At 62.6% G+C, this 21,998-nt stretch carries 18 protein-coding genes and 1 riboswitch; of the genes, 5 read left to right on the forward strand and 13 right to left on the reverse strand.

The features are described from left to right. The 8 genes from QN397_RS22840 to QN397_RS22875 form a co-directional block, all read right to left on the reverse strand. On the reverse strand, positions 1 to 2,056 hold a 2,056-nt coding region (locus QN397_RS22840), incomplete at its 3' end, for a pilus assembly protein (protein ID WP_323501984.1). 46 nt (positions 2,057 to 2,102) lie between these two features. Further along, a complete protein-coding gene (locus tag QN397_RS22845; RefSeq protein ID WP_323498018.1) occupies positions 2,103 to 2,804 on the reverse strand; it encodes a pilus assembly protein in 702 nt (233 codons plus the stop codon). Then, positions 2,804 to 3,514 (reverse strand): hypothetical protein, encoded by a 711-nt coding sequence (locus tag QN397_RS22850; RefSeq protein WP_323501985.1) that lies wholly within the window; start codon positions 3,512 to 3,514, stop codon positions 2,804 to 2,806. Before QN397_RS22850 ends, QN397_RS22845 begins: the two co-directional genes overlap by 1 nt. A gap of 52 nt (positions 3,515 to 3,566) precedes the next feature. Next, complete coding sequence (gene pilV / locus QN397_RS22855; RefSeq protein ID WP_323501986.1) at positions 3,567 to 4,109, reverse strand: type IV pilus modification protein PilV; 543 nt, start codon at positions 4,107 to 4,109, stop codon at positions 3,567 to 3,569. Continuing rightward, entirely contained in the window at positions 4,097 to 4,672 is a 576-nt protein-coding gene (locus QN397_RS22860; protein ID WP_323501987.1) for a GspH/FimT family pseudopilin, read from the reverse strand. The genes pilV and QN397_RS22860 overlap by 13 nt, the downstream gene beginning before the upstream one ends. A 196-nt stretch (positions 4,673 to 4,868) precedes the next feature. Further along, positions 4,869 to 5,312 carry a transcriptional regulator NrdR gene (gene nrdR / locus QN397_RS22865; RefSeq protein ID WP_187052367.1) on the reverse strand — a complete coding sequence of 148 codons (444 nt, stop codon included), beginning with the start codon at positions 5,310 to 5,312 and terminating at the stop codon, positions 4,869 to 4,871. Positions 5,313 to 5,331: 19 nt separating this feature from the next. Continuing rightward, a complete protein-coding gene (glyA, locus tag QN397_RS22870) occupies positions 5,332 to 6,576 on the reverse strand; it encodes a serine hydroxymethyltransferase (RefSeq protein ID WP_323501988.1) in 1,245 nt (414 codons plus the stop codon). Between the two features lie 41 nt (positions 6,577 to 6,617). Beyond that, positions 6,618 to 6,743: riboswitch (ZMP/ZTP riboswitch) on the reverse strand. A 47-nt stretch (positions 6,744 to 6,790) separates the two neighbouring features. Then, positions 6,791 to 7,645: a lytic transglycosylase domain-containing protein gene (locus tag QN397_RS22875; protein ID WP_323501989.1), complete on the reverse strand. Its 855-nt coding sequence runs from the start codon at positions 7,643 to 7,645 to the stop codon at positions 6,791 to 6,793. Positions 7,646 to 8,264: 619 nt separating this feature from the next. Between QN397_RS22875 and QN397_RS22880 the strand changes: the two genes are divergently transcribed. Beyond that, the gene (locus tag QN397_RS22880) at positions 8,265 to 12,194 is read left to right on the forward strand and encodes a DUF748 domain-containing protein (RefSeq protein ID WP_323501990.1); all 3,930 of its coding nucleotides are present in this window, start codon (positions 8,265 to 8,267) and stop codon (positions 12,192 to 12,194) included. 96 nt (positions 12,195 to 12,290) lie between these two features. Beyond that, complete coding sequence (locus QN397_RS22885) at positions 12,291 to 15,209, forward strand: DUF349 domain-containing protein (protein ID WP_323501991.1); 2,919 nt, start codon at positions 12,291 to 12,293, stop codon at positions 15,207 to 15,209. Positions 15,210 to 15,222: 13 nt separating this feature from the next. Here the strand turns inward: QN397_RS22885 and QN397_RS22890 are convergent, their stop codons facing one another. From QN397_RS22890 to QN397_RS22910, 5 genes are all read right to left on the reverse strand, one after another. Continuing rightward, entirely contained in the window at positions 15,223 to 16,023 is an 801-nt protein-coding gene (locus QN397_RS22890; protein WP_323498027.1) for a M90 family metallopeptidase, read from the reverse strand. A gap of 16 nt (positions 16,024 to 16,039) precedes the next feature. After that, the gene (locus QN397_RS22895; RefSeq protein ID WP_323498028.1) at positions 16,040 to 16,819 is read right to left on the reverse strand and encodes a UDP-2,3-diacylglucosamine diphosphatase; all 780 of its coding nucleotides are present in this window, start codon (positions 16,817 to 16,819) and stop codon (positions 16,040 to 16,042) included. Between the two features lie 54 nt (positions 16,820 to 16,873). Then, a complete protein-coding gene (locus QN397_RS22900) occupies positions 16,874 to 17,386 on the reverse strand; it encodes a peptidylprolyl isomerase (RefSeq protein ID WP_323501992.1) in 513 nt (170 codons plus the stop codon). 33 nt (positions 17,387 to 17,419) lie between these two features. Next, positions 17,420 to 18,025 (reverse strand): peptidylprolyl isomerase, encoded by a 606-nt coding sequence (locus tag QN397_RS22905; protein ID WP_323498030.1) that lies wholly within the window; start codon positions 18,023 to 18,025, stop codon positions 17,420 to 17,422. A 73-nt stretch (positions 18,026 to 18,098) separates the two neighbouring features. Continuing rightward, positions 18,099 to 18,719: a tetratricopeptide repeat protein gene (locus tag QN397_RS22910; RefSeq protein ID WP_416352357.1), complete on the reverse strand. Its 621-nt coding sequence runs from the start codon at positions 18,717 to 18,719 to the stop codon at positions 18,099 to 18,101. Between the two features lie 205 nt (positions 18,720 to 18,924). Between QN397_RS22910 and cysS the strand changes: the two genes are divergently transcribed. Genes cysS through QN397_RS22925 form a run of 3 tightly spaced genes read left to right on the forward strand, consistent with a single transcriptional unit; the run spans position 18,925 to position 21,993 of the window. Continuing rightward, positions 18,925 to 20,316 (forward strand): cysteine--tRNA ligase, encoded by a 1,392-nt coding sequence (cysS, locus tag QN397_RS22915; protein WP_323498031.1) that lies wholly within the window; start codon positions 18,925 to 18,927, stop codon positions 20,314 to 20,316. Positions 20,317 to 20,345: 29 nt separating this feature from the next. After that, the gene (locus QN397_RS22920) at positions 20,346 to 20,999 is read left to right on the forward strand and encodes a DNA-3-methyladenine glycosylase family protein (protein ID WP_187052358.1); all 654 of its coding nucleotides are present in this window, start codon (positions 20,346 to 20,348) and stop codon (positions 20,997 to 20,999) included. A 16-nt stretch (positions 21,000 to 21,015) separates the two neighbouring features. Then, positions 21,016 to 21,993: an acetyl-CoA carboxylase carboxyltransferase subunit alpha gene (locus QN397_RS22925; RefSeq protein ID WP_323498032.1), complete on the forward strand. Its 978-nt coding sequence runs from the start codon at positions 21,016 to 21,018 to the stop codon at positions 21,991 to 21,993. Positions 21,994 to 21,998 lie beyond the last annotated feature (5 nt).

The raw sequence follows: 21,998 nt of genomic DNA on the forward strand, positions 1-21,998 counted from the left end.
GTACGACGATGTTTCCGGCATTGCCTGCGACAAACGCGCCAGGGTCGGTCACGTCGAGTACGAAGTAGCCTTTGCCGCCCGCGCCCATGAAGCCCGCCAGATAGGTCTTCCAGCTTCCGCCGACGTAGAGATCGCCGGCTAAAGGTGAGCCGTCGACGAAGTAGCGATGGGCGTAGCCGGGCTGGGTCAGCTGCGACAGCCCGGCATAGGATGCCAGCGGTACGTAAGCGATCTTCTCTTTGCCGTCGACGGCCGAAAAGCCGTGCAGCATGCCGTCGTTGGCGCCGACGTAGAGCATCGATGGCCGCGTCGTGCTGGCTGCCCTGAATGCGGCATAACCGTACGCCGTGTAGCCTGCGCCCGCCTTGCCGGCCACGTACCAGGGCTTGGAGTTCACGACATCGCCATGACGCGAATCGCGGTTACGAAAGTTGCCGCCGTTCGATTGCTCGTCGTCGCGAAAGCCGCGCACGAAGGCGAGGCGTTCCTTGCCCAGGCCGTCGATCGTGGCGTTCGATGTGTCGAGCGTGCGTTGCTGTGCGGTTGCAAGTGCGCTCCAGACGAACGAGATACCGTTAACGGCGGTGCTGTCGCCGGCCGCCGGCGGGCGCCTTGCAGACATAACAACGCGGGCGCTCGGCGAGAAGGCCACGTCATCCATCAACGTCGAGGTGGAAATGGGCTTCGCAGCGCTTGTTGCCGTGGCCGGTAACATCCCCCAGAGGCCTTGGGCCGACGCGACACCCGTGCCGGCGACCAGCTTGTGCGCAGTGATGGCGCCGCTCCAACTGGCCGGGTCGTAGGAAGAGGTGAACACTGCGGCATCGAGCCTCGTGGAACTGGCGCTGACAGACACCGAACTAATGGGCGAGGACTTGTCGGCGGCAATCGAATCGAGGATGTCCTTGAACGACCCGGCAAGCGAACTCGCGGTCGGCGCCGGCACGAACTTGCCACGGCCGTTGAGCGCCATGTGCCAGAGCTCTGGCATTCGCGTGGTCTCGTCTCCGTCTATGGCATCGGTCCATTGGGTGCGCCCGGCAATCAGTGCCGTGTAATCGCCGCCGGTCCATGCGTCCGTGCCGAACTTCGGCGTGGCGCTGGTGGCGTTCCAGTTGGCGGCTGCATTGAAACCGACCGTGTAGGTCGTCATGTGCTGCCAGGTCGCCGGATCGTTGCGCGGGTTCCAGAATTCCTGAACCGTTCTGCTCGATCCCTCGCTGGTGAAGGTCTGGTCGCCTTTTTGGGTGATCTTCGCAGGGACATCGTTGGCGAGAGACGGTTGAAGATCGGTCGCCCAATAGTGGAAGGCGAGGTCGGAGAGCGTCGGCAACGTGCTCGTGCCGAAGCGGTCGCGGTAAATCGCCGTGCTGTCGCTTTCAACGTCGTACACCGTCTTTCCATCACCTAACGTTCCGGTCGTCCCATCCCTGTTGCCGATCGATCGCGCAGCAGTGCTGTCGGCTGCATCCCATGATGTCGTGTCGTTCCAGCCGCCGTCGGTCATGAAGAGGTTGTAAGACTTGCGGCAGCTCAACATCGGTTGTTCCGTGCTTCCGGGGACGCTGGCCCAGGGGCTGTCGACACCTGGCGCCGACTTCAGATATTGGCCGGCGTTGAACAACATGCGGTGCGAGGGCGTCGCGCCCTGTGGCGCCAATGTGTCGACCCACTGCTGGAAGCGGACTCGCTGCGTTGCATCGAGCACTCTCATCGCGTTCTGGTTCTTGCAGTCACCGCCGGCAGGGATCGTGTAGCAGCCGGTCATCGCTTGCCATGCAAGGCGGATCGAACCGTCCGGCACGTTGGCGGCAGAGAACGTGTCTTTCAGTGCGCTGCGCAGGGTCGTCATGCCCGACACATTCATGCTGCGAGAGTCGTCGACCGACACGATGACGTTGGGTGCGGGCTGTCGGTACGCCGTCCCGGCCGGCGACATGCTCAACGACAGTGGCGCGGCTTCGATGTCCGCGCTGAAGAGGGCGAACGCCATGGCGAGCACGGCGAAGATGGCGAGGCTCAGCGCAGGCCGCGCGAGCATTGGATTCGTTTTCATGGTGACTCCCCTTATTTCCTCGCCAGGCACGAATGTTCGCCTCGACTCACGAACTGACTTTTTTCCAGACAAAAACCGACTGCACAACTGCCTGGGTGCCCGGCTTAAGCCCCTGTGCCACAGCGGTGATGCGATAGATGTTGGGCCGCGTGCTGTCGGGCGCGAAGGTCTGGGCTGGGCCGGCGGTGACCGCCGAGGCGGTGTCGTAGGGCAGCACTTCGACCCAATACCAGGCCTTGGCGCCAGCACCGGCGTTCGCCCTCAGCAATGGATTCCCGACCTCGCCGGCCTGCGCGCCTGTGTACCGGCCGTAGGTCGCTGCCGAGGCCTTCATGGCGCTCAGTGCCGTCGCCGTCGCCCAGAATTCCGCGGCTACGTTGGTCGCCGTGCAGATGCCGGCAACGCATGAGGGAGTCTTCGTGACCAACGCGGCGTCCAGATCTTGAAAGTCGTTAGCACTCTCAGGGTAGAAGGCCTGACCTTGGCTCGGATCGATGACGGGAGACCGGCAAAAGGAGCCAGTGCACGCGGACCCGTCGGGCTTCTGCCCCTGAATATCGAACTCGGCATCGCGCACCATAGACTGAGCAGCTTCGAGCGCACGCTGGTAGTCGCTGTCGGTACCCGTAAGCAGTTCGTTGAACAGGGCGGTACGCGATGACCAAAGTACCAGCAGCATCGACAGCAGCAACACCACCATCACGACAAACAGTGCGATGCCCTGCTGGCGCAAGCGTGGCGTGCCCATCAGGTGCCCTGTGTCCGCAAGTCGAAGACATTGCGAAAGACCAGATGCAGTCGCCCGTTCCTCGGCGACTCCACGCCTTGGCAGTTGGCATAGCTGCCGACATTGGGTTGCCCGGCCTCATCGCCTTGCAAATCGAGACATATTTCGATCGATTTAACGGAGCGCCAGAGCCCGGCGGCATCGACTTGTTTAGCGGTCATGCGTTGCGTGGTGCTGGCCGCGGAAAGGATGCGATACCAAACCTGAAAGTCGGCGACGTTGCCGATCAGGGCCTGATTCTTGGCGCCGCTTTTGCACTTGAGTTCGTGCGCTTCGCCGTCGAGCCAAAACGTGCTGTCGATGCGGGCACCGTTTGCCTTCTCGCCGAGACAATCGCGCGGACGTGTGTCGGGGTTGCCATCGAGCGGCTCGTTGCTGGTCGATACGGTGTCGGCGCTGTCCCCGGCGCCATCGGCACCAGTCACCACGCTTGAATTCCCACCGAAGCCGATGAAGGTGTCCTTGAAGCTGTAGAGCGAGTTGACCGAATCCTTGATGGGCGCGACCGACCCGGCCTGACGAATCTGAATGCCCACGACACGCAGCGCGTAGGAGCCTTGCTGCTGCAATTGGCTCAGATCGCCGACAGTGCCTGACGCGGTTCTTGAGACGATCAATGTGCCGATCGCGGCCGCGACGACCATCAGGCCGAGCGTCAAACCGACGAGCAACTCGATCAGGGAGGCGCCGCTTTGAGCCCGACGACCTCGGGCAGATGGAAATTCAAGGCTGCACATAGACGAGATGGCAGATGAGTCCCTCGGGACAAGCGACACCCGCAGCATCTACTTTCAGATCGAACGGCGAGACACCATCGCCCGTCCGCTCGTTCGCGCGCCAACCCACCATTACACCCAGCTGACGTCGGTCGGCAGCGGCAACCGATTCATCGGTGAAGACTTTGGCTTGTCCCAGTGGCAAGGTGCGGGCGATCGTTTTTCGCCACTGGGCGATGTCCGATCGGGCCAGCTCAGCCGGACTGCATGCGTTGACATCGCAGGCATCCGACGCAGCGATGGGTGTCACGTCCCATGGGCTTGCGTATGCGCCAATGCGGAGCTGGCCGAAGCCGTCCGGGTTGGCCTTGATGCGCTCTGCCAGATCCTCGATGGCGCGAACGGCCTGGGCCCGGTGCACGCTGGTCTGCGTTTCGGCCAAGGTGCGGATCTGGACGGTGAGCAGCCCAAGGCTGCCGATCGCCAGAATCGTCGTCGCGACCAGCGATTCGATGAGCGAGACGCCGCTTTGTCGTTTCAGGCCTGGCATGAGGTCACCCCTTTGCGTGTTGCCAGACGACCGCCGCTGCTCATGCACAGCGCCGTTGTACTGGCGGCCGATGTGTTGCCAGAGGGCCGCACGATAAAGCCGAACGCGCCGGCACCGCTGAACTGTCCCCAGCGGTCGACAGAGGCCAGCGCGTTGTGCAAAGTGAAGGTGATGGAGACGCCCGTCGCCGCGGGCGCGGTCTGAATCGTTTCTTCACCCGGGTCGATGAGCTTGTTGCCGTTCGAGTCCACAAAGACGAACCAGCCGCAATCCCACTGCTCGATTTGAGTCGCGCCGCTGCAATTCGCTGCGCCAGCCTTGCGAAGCACAACGCCGCCACCGCGTTTGATGCCTTCCGCGCGCGCCAGGTAGATGGTGGAGACGAGGTCTTCGGTAGCGCGTCGGACGCGGTAGTTTTCGATGACGCTACGGAAGCTCGGCGCGGCGAGCGCGGCCAGTATTCCGGCGATCGACACGACAACCATCAACTCGATGGCCGTGAAGCCAGAGACGAGGTGAGTCGACTTTGACGAATAGGCGGTGAGTAAGGATATGCGTCGCATAGGGCCCGCATGCTACGGGCCGTTACACGAAAGAAGGAGGCAAAAATGCCTCGCCGGTCAATCTAGATGGACGATCGGGCTGGTTCGATGCAGATGCGACCTTTTAGAATCTTTGCAAACTCGAATTGACGAAGTTGGCAGAAGAAAACGACGTTTGGTAACGTCGATGCGCTACTGATGCGCTACAGATGCGCCACTAAATGTCGCGCAGCAACTGCCTGAATTCATCCACGTCTTCAAAGCTCCGATACACCGACGCGAAGCGGACGTAAGCAACCTTGTCGAGCCGCTTGAGTTCGCGCATGACCAGTTCGCCGACCTTGGCCGAGTCGATCTCCCGCAACCCGCTGGACAGCAGCTTTTGCTCGATGCGCATAAGGGCACTGTCGATTTGCTCGATGCTCACTGGTCGCTTGCGCAGCGCCAACACCATCGACGCACGAACCTTGCGCGAATCGAAGTCGGCACGGCTGCCGTCTTTTTTGACGACCGCAGGAAAGTTGACCTCCGGCCGCTCGTAGGTGGTGAAGCGCTTGTCGCAGTCGGCGCACTGACGGCGCCTGCGCACAAAGTCCGCATCTTCTGAAACACGGGTCTCGACGACCTGCGTTTCGAGGTGACCGCAAAAAGGGCATTTCATGCGGTCACCGTGCGCATGTTCAGCTGTAGACCGGGAAGCGGCTGGTCAACGCATGCACCTTGACGCGTACCGCGTCGATGTTCGCTTCATCGCGTGGGTTTTCGAGCACGTCGGCGATCAGATGGGCTGTCTGGCGCGCCTCTTCGTCCTTGAAGCCGCGCGTCGTCATGGCCGGCGTGCCGATGCGAACGCCGCTGGTCACCATGGGCTTTTCAGGGTCGTTGGGAATGGCGTTCTTATTGATCGTCATATGCGCGCTGCCGAGTACCGCTTCGGCTTCCTTGCCGGTGATTCCCTTGGCGCGCAGGTCGACCAGCATGACGTGGCTTTCGGTGCGGCCGCTCACGATGCGCAAGCCGCGTTCGGTTAGCGTTTCGGCGACGATCTGCGCGTTTTTCACGACCTGCTGCTGGTAAGCCTTGAACTCGGGCGTCATGGCTTCCTTGAAGGCAACGGCCTTGGCTGCGATCACGTGCATCAGTGGACCGCCTTGCAAGCCAGGGAAGATCGCGCTGTTAATGGCTTTTTCATGCTGCGACTTCATCAGGATGATGCCGCCGCGCGGGCCGCGCAGGCTTTTGTGCGTCGTCGAGGTAACGACATCCGCGAAGGGGACCGGGTTGGGGTACACGCCCGCTGCGACCAGACCGGCGTAGTGCGCGATGTCGACCATGAAGATCGCACCGATGTCTTTCGCCACCTTGGCGAAGCGCTCGAAATCGATGCGCAGCGAATACGCCGAGGCGCCGGCAATGATGAGCTTGGGCAGATGCTCACGCGCCTTGCGCTCCATGGCGTCGTAGTCGATCTCTTCCTTGGCGTCGAGCCCATAGCTCACCACGTTGAACCACTTGCCGCTGATGTTGAGCGGCATGCCGTGCGTCAGGTGACCGCCTTCGGCCAGACTCATGCCCATGATGGTGTCGCCCGGCTTCAAAAAGGCCAGCATCACGGCTTCGTTGGCAGAGGCGCCGCAATGCGGCTGAACATTGGCAGCGTCGGCGCCAAAAATCCGCTTGATACGGTCGATGGCCAATTGTTCGGCGATGTCCACGAACTCGCAGCCGCCGTAGTAGCGCTTGCCAGGATAGCCTTCAGCGTACTTGTTGGTGAGCTGTGAGCCTTGCGCCTGCATGACGGCAGGTGAAGCGTAGTTTTCGCTCGCGATCAGCTCGATGTGCTGTTCCTGGCGAGCGTTCTCGGCCTGGATAGCAGCCCAGATTTCAGGATCGGTCTGTTCGACCAGAATATTGCGCGGGTACATGGCAGTCCTTTGAAGACGATGTCCTTGTTCTTCAACCAAACAAGGGCTGCCCAGGCGAACGGCTGAACACCTGCTGAAGGCCGCAGGCGGTACGCTTCCCAGTGGTATTCCACGTCAGCGCAAGACCCCGAAGTAGGGTGCGCCTATCGCCAGTCGCGTACCGCGCGAGTGTAGCCGACGATGAAAGATTCAGCGCCCAGGAGCGCCGCATCGCCTACAAATCGCCCAGCAAGGCCAGCTTGTCTGCGGCAGCTTCGGCGGGTTTTGCCAAGGGAGCCGGGGCTGGTGTCGCTTGTGCACGCAAGGCTGGGGTGGGTGCGGTCGTTGTCGGTGGCGAGCGCCCGTCGGCGACCTGACGCAGCCGTCCGTGCTCGGCCAAGACCTTGCCAGCATAGCCGCCGTCGTCTTCTAGGTTGGCCGCGCCCACGTAATAACGCAAGCCGCCTTCGAGCGAACCGGCGCGCGCGATGCATTCCTGCAGCACCTTGACGCCTACACGCATGTTGGTCACCGGATCGAACGCCGTCAGCGTGCCGCCGGCGCTCTCGTACTTATCGCCGTGCACCCGCGTCATGACCTGCATCAGACCTTGAGCGCCAACCTGGCTCTGCGCAAACGGGTTGAAGCTGGACTCGACGGCCATGATCGCTAGGATCAAAGTCGGATCGAGCTTGCTTCGCTTGCCGAGGTCATAGGCCTCGGCGACGAGTGCGCTCAAGGGCTCTGCTGCAACGCGGTATTTCTTGCTGAGCCAGTAAGCCACTGCGGCTTGCTGCTTGGGCAAGTCGAGCGGACTGGTCGCCGTCGTGCGCTCGATTGCGGTGGGATCGAGATCGCTCACGAGGACTTCAGGCACGGCGGGCACGGGCTTGCGCGACTGGAGCCAGCTCATGAGCTGCTCTTCGCCTTGTTCACGCAAGTCGGGCCGCGCTACAAGGGCTATGGCCGCAAACACTATGGCCAGTCCTACCAACGCAAAACCGTTGTGGGTCATCTCGAAAAAACCGTCGGCCACGTCGGACACGAATGTCCTGAATCCTTGGGCTGTGGCTTCGAATGCCAGTTTCATCGCTCTTCCTTTCTGTGCGGCGCCTGCTGGCGGTTCACCCCGAGGGGCGGAGAACCGGTACAAAAGGCGAAATCGCTGGATTGGTACAAATCAGGCCCGCGCGAGGAGGAGGGAGCGCGGGCGCCTGATCAAGCCGAGAAGTTCGGCGGCGGATTTCATGGAGGCCCGGGCGCTTGGCATCACGGGAGAAGCGGATTCTAGGAGTGGCTAAATACACGGTCAAGAATAACGCCTAGGTATGTTATTCTAAAATCAGTCTAACAAACCGTGGTGAGTAAATCCAAAGTATTGCTGCTAATAGCGGTTTGCAAGAAATTGAAAATGCGACTTGCATTGACTCGGGGCAGGGCCTAATCTGCAAAAGCCAGTTAATTTTGGCATCGCCAAAGTCCAGTGACCAAAGAACAATTCGGCGGTCCAGCGATAGAGGCACTCTTGGTGGCAATCTCTTGCCGCCAGCTTGGTCGGAACGATTGAACTTCCGGTCGAGCGAAAAGATGGCATGAGCCTCGTGCCCGCCATCGAGCCCGGTAGCAAGACACCATGTCCTGCCACCGGGCTTTCTTGCTTCTGGAATGGCAATGGGAACGACAAAGCCTTTGCGGCACACTCACTTCAAATGAATGCTGCATCGCTAAGACAAAATAAGTGGGTGCGACGCGGGATCGTCGCTTTGGCATCGGTGCTCGGCCTATGGCTCGTCGCCTGGTTGGCGGTGCCGCCGATTGCGAAAAGCCAGATTCAAAAGATCGCCAGTGAAAAGCTGGGTCGAAAAGTAACTGTCGGAAAAATAGATTTCAAGCCGTGGACGCTGGAACTGACAGTCGACGATCTGAGCATCGCCACTGCTGACGGTAGCCAGCCGCAGTTCCAAGTGGCTCGGCTGTACGCCGACGCGGAACTCCAGTCAGTCTTGAGGTTGGCACCGGTGATCGACGCCGTCCGCGTCGAGTCGCCGGTCGTCAAGCTGACCCACCTGGCCGACGGTAGATACGACATCGACGACATCCTCGCCAAACTCGCAAGTGTCCCTGCGGCGCCCAAGAGCGACCCGCCGCGCTTCGCTATCTACAACATTGCGATTTCCGGCGGCTCGGTCGACTTCGACGACCAGACGGTCAAGCGCACGCACACATTGCGCGACTTGGTGCTCAACGTCCCATTTCTGAGCAATCTGGCTTCCAAGCGGGAGATCAAGACCGAGCCCAAGCTCGCGTTCGTGCTAAACGGCAGCGAGTTCGATTCGACCGCGTTCAGCACGCCGTTCGCAGACAACCGCAAGACCGACGCGCAGCTCCAGTTCAAGGGACTCGATCTGGCGCCGTACCTTGGATACATCCCTGCCGGCTCGCCGGTCAAGCTGCAAGCCGGCACGCTCGATGCCGACCTCAAGATCGACTTCGAGCAGACCGCCACGGCCGGGCTCAAGCTGAGCGGCACGATCGAAGCGCACGGTACGAAGCTGGCCGATGGCAAGGGACGCGACTTGCTCGGCTTCGACTCGCTCAAAGTCGAACTCGCCGATGTGCGACCGCTGGACCGTATCGTGCATCTGGGCGAGGTGTCGCTCACCGCACCGCGTCTGGTGGTGGCGCGCGATGCGTCAGGCCACCTCAATCTTCTGGCGACCGACCCTGCGACCGGTGCGACGGAGAAGGTCGTGCCTCCGGTAGCGGTTGCCAGCGCCGCAGCCAGCACCAACGCGCCGGCACCGGGCTGGAAGGTGCAAGTCGACAAGGTTGCGCTGAACGGCGGCAATGTCGGTTGGCGCGACGCCACCACGCAGCCAGCCGCCGCGATTGATGCCAGCGAGTTGGCCCTGCAGGCGACCGCGGTGACGTGGCCGATGGCGACGGCGGCACCCTTCAGCGGTTCGATGACGTTGGCCGGCGCGCACCTCAAGTTCAAGGGCGATGCCACCGACAAGACCGCCACCGTGCAGGCGGATGTGGAGGCGTTGCCGCTTTCGCTGGCAGCACCGTACCTCGCGCAAAGCCTCGAGCCAACGGTGGACGGCAAGCTGAGCGGGCAGATCGACGTGGCGTGGACCAAACCGGAACTCAAGTTCAAGGCGGTTCGTCTGGCGCTCGACGGTCTGGCACTGACGCAAGGTAAAGCAGCAGTCGCCAGCGTCGGGCGCTTCGAGTTGACCGATGCCGAAGTCGACATGACGAAGCACACGCTCGCCATCGCATCCTTCACCGCGACCAACCCCAAGGTGGTGGTCGAGCGCGACAACGAAAAGCGCTGGATGTTCGAGCGCTGGTTGAAAGCGCCGGCGGCATCCAACAAGGAAGCGGACGTAGCCAAAGTGGCGGCGCCCAAGCCGGTCGACGCATCGGCCAAGCGCGGAACGCCGGCGGCCGACGCCACGCCCTGGGCGCTGACCATCGCCACCCTGGCGGTCGACAACGGAGCAGTGTCTTATTCAGACAAGGCCGGCAGCACGCCGGTGGCCATCGAACTGACTGCTCTCAAAGTGAGCGCCCAGGAGATCGCACCCAATACCGCGACCGTGTCGCCGCTTGAGGTTTCGGGGCACATCGCGGTGGCCGGCAGTCGCGCCGACGCGGGCCGCTTCGACTACAAGGGCAATCTCGTGCTGAAGCCGCTTTCGGCCGAAGGGCGCGTCGAAGTGGCGGCCTTCCCCGCGCACGCCTTCAAGGCGTACTACGCCAACGCGCTCAACGTCGACATCCGGCGTGCTTATGCGAGCTACAGTGGCACGGTGAAATACGCCGCGGCGCCGGCCGGCATGAGCCTGAAGCTGGCAGGCGACAGCGCACTCGAAGACTTTCGCGCCAACAGTGCGAGCCTGACGCAGACACCTGGCATCGACCGCACCAATCAGTTGCTCAGTTGGAAAGCCTTGAGCCTGCGCGGGCTCCAGGTGACGATGGCGCCCGGTGCGGCGCTGGGTGTCGATGTGCGTGAAACCACGCTGACCGACTTTTTTGCGCGCGTCATCGTGGACCCGACAGGCCGCATCAATTTGCAGGATCTCGCCAAATCGCCGGAGCAGGTCGCCTCGGGCTCGGCAACGCCGAACGGGGCAGCTGTCGCGCCGGCTGCGGCCACGCCAGCTACGCCAGGCACAGCAGCCGCTCCAGCCGCGGCGGTCACGACACGTAAACCCGGTGGTGGCACGACGACCACAGCGGTGCGTCCCGCCACGTCGTCCGGCCGGACGATCTCGGCCGAAGAGAGGGTCGGTGGCGATCCGGTTGCTGCGGCGCCGAAGGCGGCCGCCTCAACGCCTCAGGTGAGCGACGCGTCGACTGGCCCCAAGCCGATCATCCGTTTCGGCCCGATGAGCCTGATCAACGGCAAGGTCGACTTCACCGACCAGTTCGTCAAGCCGAACTACTCGGCCGACCTGACCGAACTCACCGGCAAACTCAGCGCTTTTTCGTCGCAGCCGGAAACCGGCGCAGGTGAAACTCCCGCGCTGGCCGACCTGGAGCTTCGCGGCAAGGCCGAGCAGACGGCATCCCTCGAAATCGTCGGCAAACTCAATCCGTTAGCTAAGCCGCTCGAACTCGACATCACCGGAAAGATGCGCGACCTCGACCTGCCGCCGCTGTCGCCGTACTCCGTGCGCTACGCCGGCCACAACATCGAGCGCGGCAAGCTGAGCCTCGAGGTCAACTACAAGATCGCGCCCGATGGCCGACTCACCGCGACCAACAACATGGTGTTGAACCAACTGCAGTTCGGCGAGGAAGTGCAGGGCGCGCCGAACAGCCTTCCGGTGCGGCTCGCGGTCGCGCTGCTGGCTGACCGCAATGGCGTCATCAATGTCGATTTGCCGTTGTCGGGCTCCATCAACGACCCGCAGTTCAGCGTAGGACCGCTGATCTGGAAGGCGCTGGTCAATCTGATCGTCAAGGCGGTCACGTCGCCGTTCAGCCTGCTCACCGGCGGCCTGGGCGGCGGCAGCGGTGAGTCGAGCACCATCACGTTCGACGCCGGCAGCTTGGCGCTCTCGGACAGTGCGAGACAGGGCCTGGACAAGGTGGCCAAGGCGCTGACGGACCGGCCGGGCTTGCAGATGACCGTGGTGGGCACATCGAGCCTCGACAAAGAAGCCGAAGCGTTCAAGCGTCAGCGCCTGCGGCAACTGGCCCAGGCTGAAAAGCGCCGCGGGGCGGCGCGCGCCGTTGCGAATACGGGTGCGAGCACGGTGACGGATGCGGCCGGCGCAGACACCGCGGCGGACTCGGCGGCTGCCGTACCCCCCGTGACGGATGCCGAATACCCCGCGCTGCTCACCGCGGTATACAAGCGCGCCGACATCACCAAGCCGCGCAACATGGTCGGTCTTGCAAAAGATCTGCCGCTCAAAGAGATGGAAGACCTGCTGATGGCCAGCGTCACCGCCGACGAAGAAACGATGCGCAAGCTCGCCGTCGAGCGTGGTGCGGTGGTGCGTGACTACCTGCTGGAACAGAAGGTGCCGAGCGATCGGCTCTTCCTCGGCGCGGTGCGAACGCGGGCTGCAGACGCCAACTGGAAGCCCGGCGCAGAGCTCAATCTGGCGACCCGGTAGACCCCTCATCGCCAAGTCGGTGAAAATGCGATGTGCGCCGGCCTTTGCCGGCGCCTTTGCTTATCCAATTCAACAAGACAAAACGTTCTTCGCGCAGTGACTTCAACTTCTTCCAAGCCCCACGATCTTCAGGCCCTCGACAACCTCACCGGCGGCGCTTTCACGGCGTCCACCTCTGGCGAGAGAGCGGGCCGCATCCGTGACTGGCTCGCGGGCAATCCCTCGACCGAGCAAATGCAGGAGGTGTTCAAGGAACTGAGCGGTCGCGACAAAGGCGCGGCCCGCTTGCTGCGCGAAAAGCTCGACGAACTCAAACGCGCCAAGGGCCAGGAAGCCATCGGCGCCGAATGGGCGCAGAAGGCGCAGGCGCTGTTGGCGCAGCCCAAACTCAACATCGCCGATGCGCTGGCCTGGCAACGCGACGCGGCCAAGGCCGGCGCGCCCTTGTCTCGCGAGCCGCTCACTGGCTTTAAGAGCCAATTGGCCGAGCGCGTGAAGGGCATTGAAGACTTACAGCACCGCGCCCAGGTGCACCGTGAAGCGGCCGTGCTGCTGGCGCAGCGCTTCGAAGTGCTGTCGACCAAATCATGGAACGACGCGCAGGCAGCAGAAGAAGGCCTCCGCGGTGACGTCGTCCACTGGAAAGAGCAGGCCGATGCAATTGCCGCCGACGGCAACTGGAACAGTCTCGACGCGCGCTTTGCACCGCAACTCGATGCCTCGAAGGCCCAGTTGCTCGTCGTCTCCGATGCTTTTCATAGCGCACTGATGCAGGCACAGGCTGCAGCCGCGGATGCTGCAGCACCGCTGCCGCCAGTCTTGGTGTGGGCAGATGAGCTGCGCGCCGCACGCGGCGAAGCCATCGCTCCCAAGGCAGCGCCGGCAAAGGCTGCAGCGCCGAAGGTCGATCCCTCCGTGCGTGCCGCAGCGCAAGAAGCCGTTCTGGCTGCGCTGGTCAAGCTCGAACAGGAAACTGCAGAAGGACATGGCAAAGCCAGCGCCGGCGCCGCCGCCGCCTTGCGCATCGTGCTGAAGCAACACGGCAAGCAGGTCGAATCCGAGCTGGAAGCACGAGTGCACACCGCCCTGGTGGCTGCGGGCGAACTCGAAGGCTGGCAGCGCTGGAGCGCCGACAAGGTTCGCGAAGACCTGGTCGCTCGGGCGGAAGGTTTGCTGAAGCGCCCCGAAGGCCAGGCCCTGGGTGGCCGCAAGATGCAGGAGACCCTGCGCACATTGCGCGACCAGTGGAAGCAGGCCGACCAGGGTGGCGTGCCGAATCACGGGTTGTGGAAGCGATTCGACGAAGCGTGCAACGAAGCGCACAAGGTGGTGGAAGCCTGGCTCGACAAGGTGCGCGCGGATGCCGCGGAACACCGTGCCCAGCGCATCGCGTTGATCGACGAAGTCAAGGGATGGGCAGAGGCGCATGCCGACGCATCGGACTTGAAGGCGCACAGCCGCGCGCTTCACCAGTTCGCTGACCGTTGGCGCGATGCCGGCCATATCGGCGAGAAAGTGTTTGCCGAACTGCAACCGCTCTGGAACGCAGCGTTCGACGCAGCGCGTGCACCGTTCGAGTCGGCTCAAAAAGAGAGTGTCGATCGGCGTCAAGCCATGATTGCCGAAGCCACCGAACTCGGCGGACAGCCGATGTTGCGCATCGACGCGGTCAAGGCGCTGCAGCAGCGCTGGCAGGCCGAAGCGCAAACCGTACCGCTCGATCGTCGTCATGAACAAAAGCTGTGGGATGCGTTCCGCGCACCGATCGACGACGCTTTCAATCGCAAGACGGCAGAGCGCGAAAAAGCCTCCTCGGCCATGAGCGACCACGACCGCTACGTGCTCGACGCGTCGAAGGCGCTCGATGCTGCCAACGCCGCCGGCGAAGTCCAGAAGATCCGCGCTGCGATTGCTCGCCTCGAGGGGGCGATTCGCGGTGAAGCGCCGCCGCCAGCCCCGCCACCGGCACCCGTGCGACCGGCGCCTGCCGCAATCCATGCGGCGCCGATCGAGGGACCAGACGGCCCCAATGTCGGTGCGACCGAACAGATCGGCGTCGAACAGGCTGCGTCGGAATTCGGCGAGAGCACGCAGCTCAGCACGCCGCCGGCCGATGCTGCGCTCGAAGGCGGCCGCGAGGTCGCTGCCGAGGCGCAAAGTGAAGTGCCGGAGGTTGCGACTGCGCCTGCTGGCCCGCGCGACCTGATCGCACCCGCCGACAGTTCGGACGCCTCCTCGCGCGCCGACAACGAAGTGCGTGCGGAAGAAGTTGCGGAGGAATCAGCGTCGGTCGAGCCAGTCGAGCCCGCCGCACCGCCCAAGCCTGCCCCCAAGCCCGTGGTGGCAGCACGCCGCGGCGACGATCGCCCCGGCAGCAAGCGAGGCGATGTCGCGCCTGCTCCGCGCGGCGGTGGCAAGTTCGGCGACCGCCGCGACTCACGTGGCCCCGGCGGCCCCGGTGGTTCGAACGATCGTGGACCGCGCTCGGGCGATGCCCGTGGCGGCGATCGCTTTGGCGACCGCGCTCCTCGCTTCGAAGACCGGGGTCCGCGTCTCGGCGATGCCGCATTCCGCGCGCAACGCGAGGCGCTCGAACGCGCCGACATGGCGCTGCGCAAACTTGCAGCACAAGCGCACGGCGAGGCGTTGTCGCAAGTGATGAGCGCATGGGAAAAGCGCGACGCGTCGCAGCTGCCCTCGGTGCAGGAACTGGGTCGGGCTGTGTCGCCAGCGGTGCGAACTGCCTGGTCGCAGTCGTTGGCTGGCGCGCCTGCAGCCAAGGCAGATGAAGCGTCCGAAGCTTTGCTGCGTCTCGAGATGGCGGCGGAGGTTCCGACGCCAGCCGATCAGCTCGATGCACGCCGCGCACTGCAACTCAAGTTGCTCACCAAGCGTGGCGATCCTGCCCCGGCGCAAACCTGGGGTCTGGACGCAAGCAAGGTGCTGGCAATGCCGCACGATGCTGCAGCCGCCCGTCGTTTGCAGAACGCGTTGAAGGCGCTGCTGCGCAAGTAACGGTCAGCCGAGGTCAGGCCCGATCGGCCTGACCGGCTAAGAAAAATTCATCGAACAGCGCGAGCAACGTCGGAAACTCTTCGGCGAAGCGAACCCTGTTCACGAAGTACGCCTCGCACGCGACCGCGAAGAACTCGCTGATCGACTCGGCCCCGTATGCGTCGAGCCACGGCGGCGCGCCTCCGAATCGCTCGGCGACGATGGTCTGTTCTCGAAAGACTTCATAAGCCGACTGAAGCGCGCCGAGCCATGCGCCTCGCGCCTCCCGCGCGTTAGCTGTCCCGGCAAAGCCCGCAGGCAGCGGCGGACAGCCGTCTGCAACGCCGCTGCGCATATCGATCTTGTGTGCGAACTCGTGAATGACGACGTTGTAGCCGGTGTCGCTGGTAATGCTGCTGGCGAGCACGTCTTGCCAACTGAGCATCACCGGGCCGCGGTCCATGGCTTCCCCTGCGACCACTTCTTCGTATTCGTGAACCACACCGGCCATGTCGGTGGTCGTGCGCTGTGCGACCACTTCAGACGGGTGCACCACAACGCCGACGAAGTCGTCGTACCAGGTTAGTCCGCCCTTCAGGTGCAGCAACGGCAAGACGGCCTGAGCGGCAATGGCAAGCACGACTTCGTCGGTGATCGCAAAGCCGTGCGCACCGTGAAATTCCTTCTCGCTCAAGAAGCCAGCAGTGAGCGTGCGCAAGCTGTCTCGCTCGGCGTCGGAAAGGTCGTTCAAAAATGGATAGCGCGCCAGCGTGCCCTGCCATGCAGCGTCGGGAATGGAGGGAAGGGCGCGAAGACGGCGCAACCAGCGAAACATCAGAGGTCAACGCCGATCAGCGCAGATCAACGCGCTGAGCGCCCGCGATCGACAGGCAGAGCACTTGCGCGCGAGGCGGGTGCGCTGAGGCATCCCAGTCGCTCAAAACGACACGACGCAGTCCATCGCCAAGATCGTGCTCTGCCGGCCGATGGGTGTGACCATGAACCAGCGTGCGGGCATGAGCCTGCCGCAGCCAGTCGCGTGCGGCAGTGGCATCGACATCGGCCCACACCACGTCAGGTCCACGCTTATGGTCTTCGCTCTGCGCGCGCATCGATCTCGCCAGCGCGCGGCGTTCAGCCAGCGGTTTGGCCAGCACTGCACTTTGCCATTCCGGCTTCCGTACCTGTGCGCGATACGCAAGGTAGTCAGTGTCGTCGAGGCAAAGCAAATCGCCATGACTCAAAAGCCAGCGTTCGTCGTGGAGCACCAGCACCGTGGGATCTTCGAGCAAGATGAAGTTCGCCTGTGCTGCCAGCCCGGCGCCGACCAAAAAGTCGCGGTTGCCATGCATGAAATACACGGGCAAGCGCTCGGCGGTAAGGCGCAGCAGTTCGGCGCACTCTGCCTCGAAGCCGGGCTGCGTCGCAGCATCGTCGCCGACCCAGACTTCGAACAGGTCGCCGAGGATGAACAGTGCGTCAGCCGACGTGGTCTGCAGGTACCCGCGCCACACTTCGAGCGTTGCGGCATCTCCAGCCTGCAGGTGCAGGTCGGAGATGAGGTCGACGGTCCGCCATCCGACGGGCGCGATGATTTCGGGGAACGTCGACGAGGAGCTCAATGGGTTCATGCGATCGCCGCCCAACGCATCGTGCCGCTTGCTCCGCCTGGTCTGTCCGTCCGCTTATTCCGCTGTGATGACAGCCTTTTCAAGGACGACGTCTTCGAGCGGAACGTCGTCATGAAAGCCCTTGCGGCCGGTCTTCACGGCCTTCATCTTGTCGACGACTTCCTTGCCGGCGATGACCTTGCCGAACACAGCGTAGCCCCAGCCTTGCGCCGAGGGTGCCGTGTGGTTCAAAAATGCGTTGTCGGACACGTTGATGAAGAATTGCGCCGTAGCCGAATGCGGCGCGCTGGTGCGTGCCATCGCGACGGTGTAGTTGTCGTTCTTCAGGCCGTTGTTGGCTTCATTCTCGATCTCGGCGCCGCTCGGCTTCTGGGTCATGCCGGGCTCGAAGCCACCGCCCTGAACCATGAAGCCGGGGATCACGCGGTGGAATACCGTGTTGTCGTAGTGACCCTTCTTGGCGTAAGCCAGAAAGTTGTCGACCGACTTCGGCGCCTTGGCGCGGTCGAGTTCGAGCGTGACGACGCCGTAGTTCTTGATGTGCAGTTCGACTTGGGGGTTGCTCATGATGGCTCCTTCAAAAAAGTTGGGTCACGCCGGTCACTTGACGATACTGGCCGACTGGATGGTGATGGTATCGAGTGGCACGTTCTCCATGCCGCCCTTGGTGCCGGTTCGTGCGGCGCGAATCTTGTCGACGACTTCAGTGCCGGCAACGACCTTGCCGAACACGGTGTAGCCATGGCCGTCCGGGTTGGGAGCGTTCAGCATCGCGTTGTCCTTGACGTTGATGAAAAATTGCGATGTGGCCGAGTCAGGGTTGCCGGTGCGCGCCATCGCGATGGTGTACTTGTCGTTCTTCAGGCCGTTGGCGGCCTCCAGCGCGATCGGTGCGCGCGTCGGCTTTTGCTGCATGTTCGCAGTGAAGCCGCCGCCCTGGATCATGAAGCCGTCGATGACACGATGGAACACCGTGCCGTCGTAATGTTTTTCTTTGACGTATTGCAGAAAGTTGTCGACCGTCTTCGGTGCCTTGGCTTGATCGAGCTCGACGACGATGTCGCCGGCCGACGTGGCGAGCTTGACGCGTGGTGCGGATTGCGCCCAAGCCGCGCTTGAAAAGGCGATCGAGCCGGCTAGCGACGCTGCAAGCAAGAGAGCAGTGCGGCGCGAACGGGCACCTGCTGTACGTGTGTTTGTAACCATGATCTGTCCGGTGAGAAGATGAATCGGGAAGCGTGCATCCGGCCGTAGCCAGCGCACCTGCGAACAGAAAAGTCTACTTTGCGCGCACCGGCTTCTTGACGGTCACAGGCGCCGCTGGCAATTGAGCCGGGTCTGCGCTCGTCGTGGCCGGCCCGAACAGTTCGCGAACCGTCTTCAGCTTCGACGTCACGCTCGGATTGGTCGACGCGAACTGCTGCGCGTGCACGTACTGCTGAATTGCGAGACGGGCATACACGTCGCCGAGGTTTTCGTAGGCCGTCGCATAGCCCGGATTCAGCTTGATCGCCATTTCGAGGGCGGCACGTGCCTTGTCGAACTGGCTCTGCGATGCATAGAGCGCAGCCAAGTTGTTGTACGGCTCGGGCAGTTCCGGGAAGTCCTGCGTGAGACTGGTGAAGGCGGCCGTGGCGTCGGCTTGCTTGCCCTGTTCGGTCAGGATCACGCCGCGCAAAAAGCGCATCTGCGGATCGCGTGGTTTGCCGGCGATGTAAGCGTCGGCCTTGGTCAGTGCTTCAGGTACCTTGCCTTGCCGCAGCAACTGGTTGACGTCGCCGTAGTCGTCGGCGTGTGCTGGGCAGACCGTCAGGCACAGCAGCATGGCAACGAAAGGTGCAGAAAGAAGACGGAAGATGGGGAGGATGGCGTTGGAGGGGGAGAGCGCGAAGTGCTTCATGAAGCCTCGGGAGGTAGGGGGGTCGAGCGCCTTGCAGCAAGCTCGAAAAACACCCGAAAAATATGCGGCGGCGGCCGTTTATACTGAGACCGATTGTAGCCGAGGGGTCGTTTCCAGCCTCCGGTGCAACCCCACCTTCACCCCTGAAAATTACCCTTGCGCACCCGCTCCGGCCGGCCGTAAGTCCGATGCTTTCCGAGTCTCCATGAGCCTGCGCATTTACAACACGCTATCGCGTCAGCTGGAAGAATTTTCGCCGCTACAGCCGGGCCATGTCCGCATGTACGTTTGCGGCATGACGGTGTACGACCTGTGCCATATCGGCCACGCGCGGATGATGATGGCCTTCGACGTGGTGCAACGCTGGCTGCGTGCGAGCGACTACGCCGTGACCTACGTGCGCAACATCACCGACATCGACGACAAGATCATCGCGCGCGCGCTGGCACGGGGCATCACCATCCGGGCGCTGACCGAAGAGACCGTAGTGGCTATGCACCAGGACATCGGCGCCCTCGGGATCGAACCTCCGACGATCGAGCCGCGCGCGACGGACTATGTTCCGCAGATGCTCGACATCATTCGCACGCTGGAACACAAGGGGCTGGCTTACCGCTCGGCCGATGGCGATGTGAATTACGCAGTGCGCAAGTTTCCCGGCTACGGCAAGCTCTCGGGCAAGTCGCTCGACGAATTGCATGCCGGTGAACGCGTTGCAGTGCTCGACGGCAAGAACGATCCTCTCGACTTCGTGCTCTGGAAAGCCGCCAAGCCGGCCGAGCCCGACGACGCCAAATGGGATAGCGTGTTCGGCGTGGGCCGGCCCGGCTGGCACATCGAGTGCTCGGCCATGAGCTGCGCCACGCTTGGCGAGACCTTCGACATCCACGGAGGCGGCGTGGACTTGCAGTTTCCGCACCACGAGAACGAGATCGCGCAGAGCGAAGGCGCGCATGGCAAACCGCTGGCGCGTTTCTGGGTGCACAACGGCTTCGTGCGTGTTGACAACGAGAAGATGTCCAAGAGCCTGGGCAATTTTTTCACCATCCGCGAAGTGCTGGAAAAATACGACGCCGAAACGTTGCGTTTTTTTCTTGTGCGCACGCACTACCGTAGCGACCTCAACTACAGCGACGTGCATCTGGACGATGCACGCAATTCCCTTAAGCGCCTGTACACCGCGCTTGATCTGGTCCCGCCTGCGGACGCTGCCATCGACTGGAACCAGCCGCACGCCACGCGCTTCAAGGCTGCGATGGACGAAGACTTCGGCACGCCGGAGGCAGTCGCCGTGCTGTTCGACCTTGCGGGCGAAGTTAACCGTACCAAGTCGACTGAGGTCGCGGGCCTGCTGCGCGCATTGGCCGGCACGATCGGATTGCTGCAGGGCGAGCCCAAGGTTTTTCTCCAAGCTGGGTATCAACAAGTTGGCGGTTCGCTCGACGCTGCGGCCATTCAGATGCTGATCGCCCAACGTACTGCGGCCAAGGACGCGAAGAACTTTTCTGAAGCTGACCGCATTCGAAAAGACTTGCTTTTGCAGGGGATCGCGCTGAAAGATTCCCCCACCGGCACGACTTGGGCCGCAGCTCAATAGAACGCAAAGAAGAAGCAACCCGAGCGCCCATGCCTTCGCCAAAGAAACCACCGCCTGTCGAGATTTTTACACCCGATTACTGGGAAGAAGCCTGTAAACATCTCGCCAGGAAAGACCGCGTGATGAAGCGGCTTATTCCTCGCTTCGGCGATGCGTGTCTGGAATCACGTGGGGATGCTTTCACGACGCTCGCGCGCAGCATTGTTGGCCAGCAGATCGCGGTTCCGGCCGCCCAGGCGGTATGGGACAAGTTCGCTGCGCTGCCGCGCAAGATAACGCCCGCGAATGTCCTCAAGCTCAAGGTCGACGACATGCGTGGCGCCGGTCTGTCGGCGCGCAAGGTCGAATACCTGGTCGACCTCGCAATCCACTTCGATGCCGGCGCAGTGCATGTGGACGCCTGGAACGCGATGGCGGACGAACTCATCATCGAAGAGCTGGTCGCGATCCGTGGCATCGGCCGCTGGACGGCCGAGATGTTCCTGATCTTTCATCTGATGCGGCCCAACGTGCTGCCGCTGGACGACCTGGGCCTGCTCAACGGCATCAGCGTCAACTACTTTTCGGGTGACCCGGTCAGTCGCAGCGACGCGCGCGAGGTGGCGGTTGCCTGGGCGCCGTATTGCAGCGTCGCGACTTGGTATATTTGGCGCTCGCTCGACCCGGTACCGGTCGCCTATTGAATAACAGGAGAAGACGTTGGCGAAACGAACTTTTCTCGACTTCGAACAGCCCATTGCGGAGCTCGAAGGCAAGATCGAAGAGCTGCGGTATGTCCAGACCGAATCTGCGGTGGACATTTCTGAAGAGATCGATCAGCTGGGCAAAAAAAGCCAGCAACTCACCAAAGACATCTACAGCGACCTGACGCCCTGGCAAATTACCAAGATTGCCCGGCACCCGGAGCGCCCCTACACGCTCGACTACGTCAGAGAAATCTTTACCGACTTCGTCGAACTGCACGGCGATCGGCATTTTTCCGACGACTTGTCGATCGTAGGCGGCTTGGCCCGCTTCAACGGCACGCCGTGCATGGTGCTGGGCCATCAAAAAGGTCGCGACACCAAGGAGCGCACCGCGCGCAACTTCGGCATGAGCAAGCCCGAGGGCTATCGCAAGGCATTGCGGCTATTGAAAACCGCCGAGAAATTCAAGTTGCCGGTGTTTACTTTTGTAGACACGCCGGGCGCTTATCCAGGCATCGATGCGGAAGAACGCGGCCAGTCCGAAGCCATCGGCCGCAACATCTTCGAGATGGCGCAGCTCGAGGTGCCGATCATCGTCACGATCATCGGCGAGGGTGGCTCCGGCGGCGCGCTGGCGATCTCGGTAGGCGACCAGCTCGTGATGCTTCAGTATTCGATTTACTCGGTCATCAGCCCTGAAGGCTGCGCCTCGATTCTCTGGAAGACGAGCGACAAGGCGAAGGAAGCGGCGGATGCACTGGGCATCACGGCGCATCGTCTGAAAGCCCTCGGGCTGGTCGACAAAATCGTGAACGAGCCGGTCGGCGGAGCCCATCGCGACCACCGCCAGATGGCGGCTTTCCTGAAGCGCGCGCTCAACGACGCATTCCGTCAGGTCAGCGACCTGAAGGTCAAGGAACTGCTCGATCGACGCTACGACCGACTGCAAAGCTACGGCCGTTTCTCGGATACCAAAGCCGACATCAAGTAGGGCGC

The sequence above is a fragment of the Variovorax sp. RTB1 genome (assembly GCF_035018765.1).
In the GTDB taxonomy this organism is placed as follows: domain Bacteria; phylum Pseudomonadota; class Gammaproteobacteria; order Burkholderiales; family Burkholderiaceae_C; genus Variovorax.

Bases quoted from the DNA above. Each gene is read 5' to 3' on its own strand.
- pilV (WP_323501986.1), bottom strand. From the start codon at position 4,109: ATGCCAGGCCTGAAACGACAAAGCGGCGTCTCGCTCATCGAATCGCTG.
- cysS (WP_323498031.1), top strand. From the start codon at position 18,925: ATGAGCCTGCGCATTTACAACACGCTATCGCGTCAGCTGGAAGAATTT.
- QN397_RS22910 (WP_416352357.1), bottom strand. From the start codon at position 18,719: ATGAAGCACTTCGCGCTCTCCCCCTCCAACGCCATCCTCCCCATCTTC.
- QN397_RS22895 (WP_323498028.1), bottom strand. From the start codon at position 16,819: ATGAACCCATTGAGCTCCTCGTCGACGTTCCCCGAAATCATCGCGCCC.
- QN397_RS22905 (WP_323498030.1), bottom strand. From the start codon at position 18,025: ATGGTTACAAACACACGTACAGCAGGTGCCCGTTCGCGCCGCACTGCT.
- glyA (WP_323501988.1), bottom strand. From the start codon at position 6,576: ATGTACCCGCGCAATATTCTGGTCGAACAGACCGATCCTGAAATCTGG.
- QN397_RS22845 (WP_323498018.1), bottom strand. From the start codon at position 2,804: ATGGGCACGCCACGCTTGCGCCAGCAGGGCATCGCACTGTTTGTCGTG.
- QN397_RS22860 (WP_323501987.1), bottom strand. From the start codon at position 4,672: ATGCGACGCATATCCTTACTCACCGCCTATTCGTCAAAGTCGACTCAC.
- QN397_RS22875 (WP_323501989.1), bottom strand. From the start codon at position 7,645: ATGAAACTGGCATTCGAAGCCACAGCCCAAGGATTCAGGACATTCGTG.
- QN397_RS22880 (WP_323501990.1), top strand. From the start codon at position 8,265: ATGAATGCTGCATCGCTAAGACAAAATAAGTGGGTGCGACGCGGGATC.
- QN397_RS22900 (WP_323501992.1), bottom strand. From the start codon at position 17,386: ATGAGCAACCCCCAAGTCGAACTGCACATCAAGAACTACGGCGTCGTC.
- QN397_RS22920 (WP_187052358.1), top strand. From the start codon at position 20,346: ATGCCTTCGCCAAAGAAACCACCGCCTGTCGAGATTTTTACACCCGAT.
- nrdR (WP_187052367.1), bottom strand. From the start codon at position 5,312: ATGAAATGCCCTTTTTGCGGTCACCTCGAAACGCAGGTCGTCGAGACC.
- QN397_RS22890 (WP_323498027.1), bottom strand. From the start codon at position 16,023: ATGTTTCGCTGGTTGCGCCGTCTTCGCGCCCTTCCCTCCATTCCCGAC.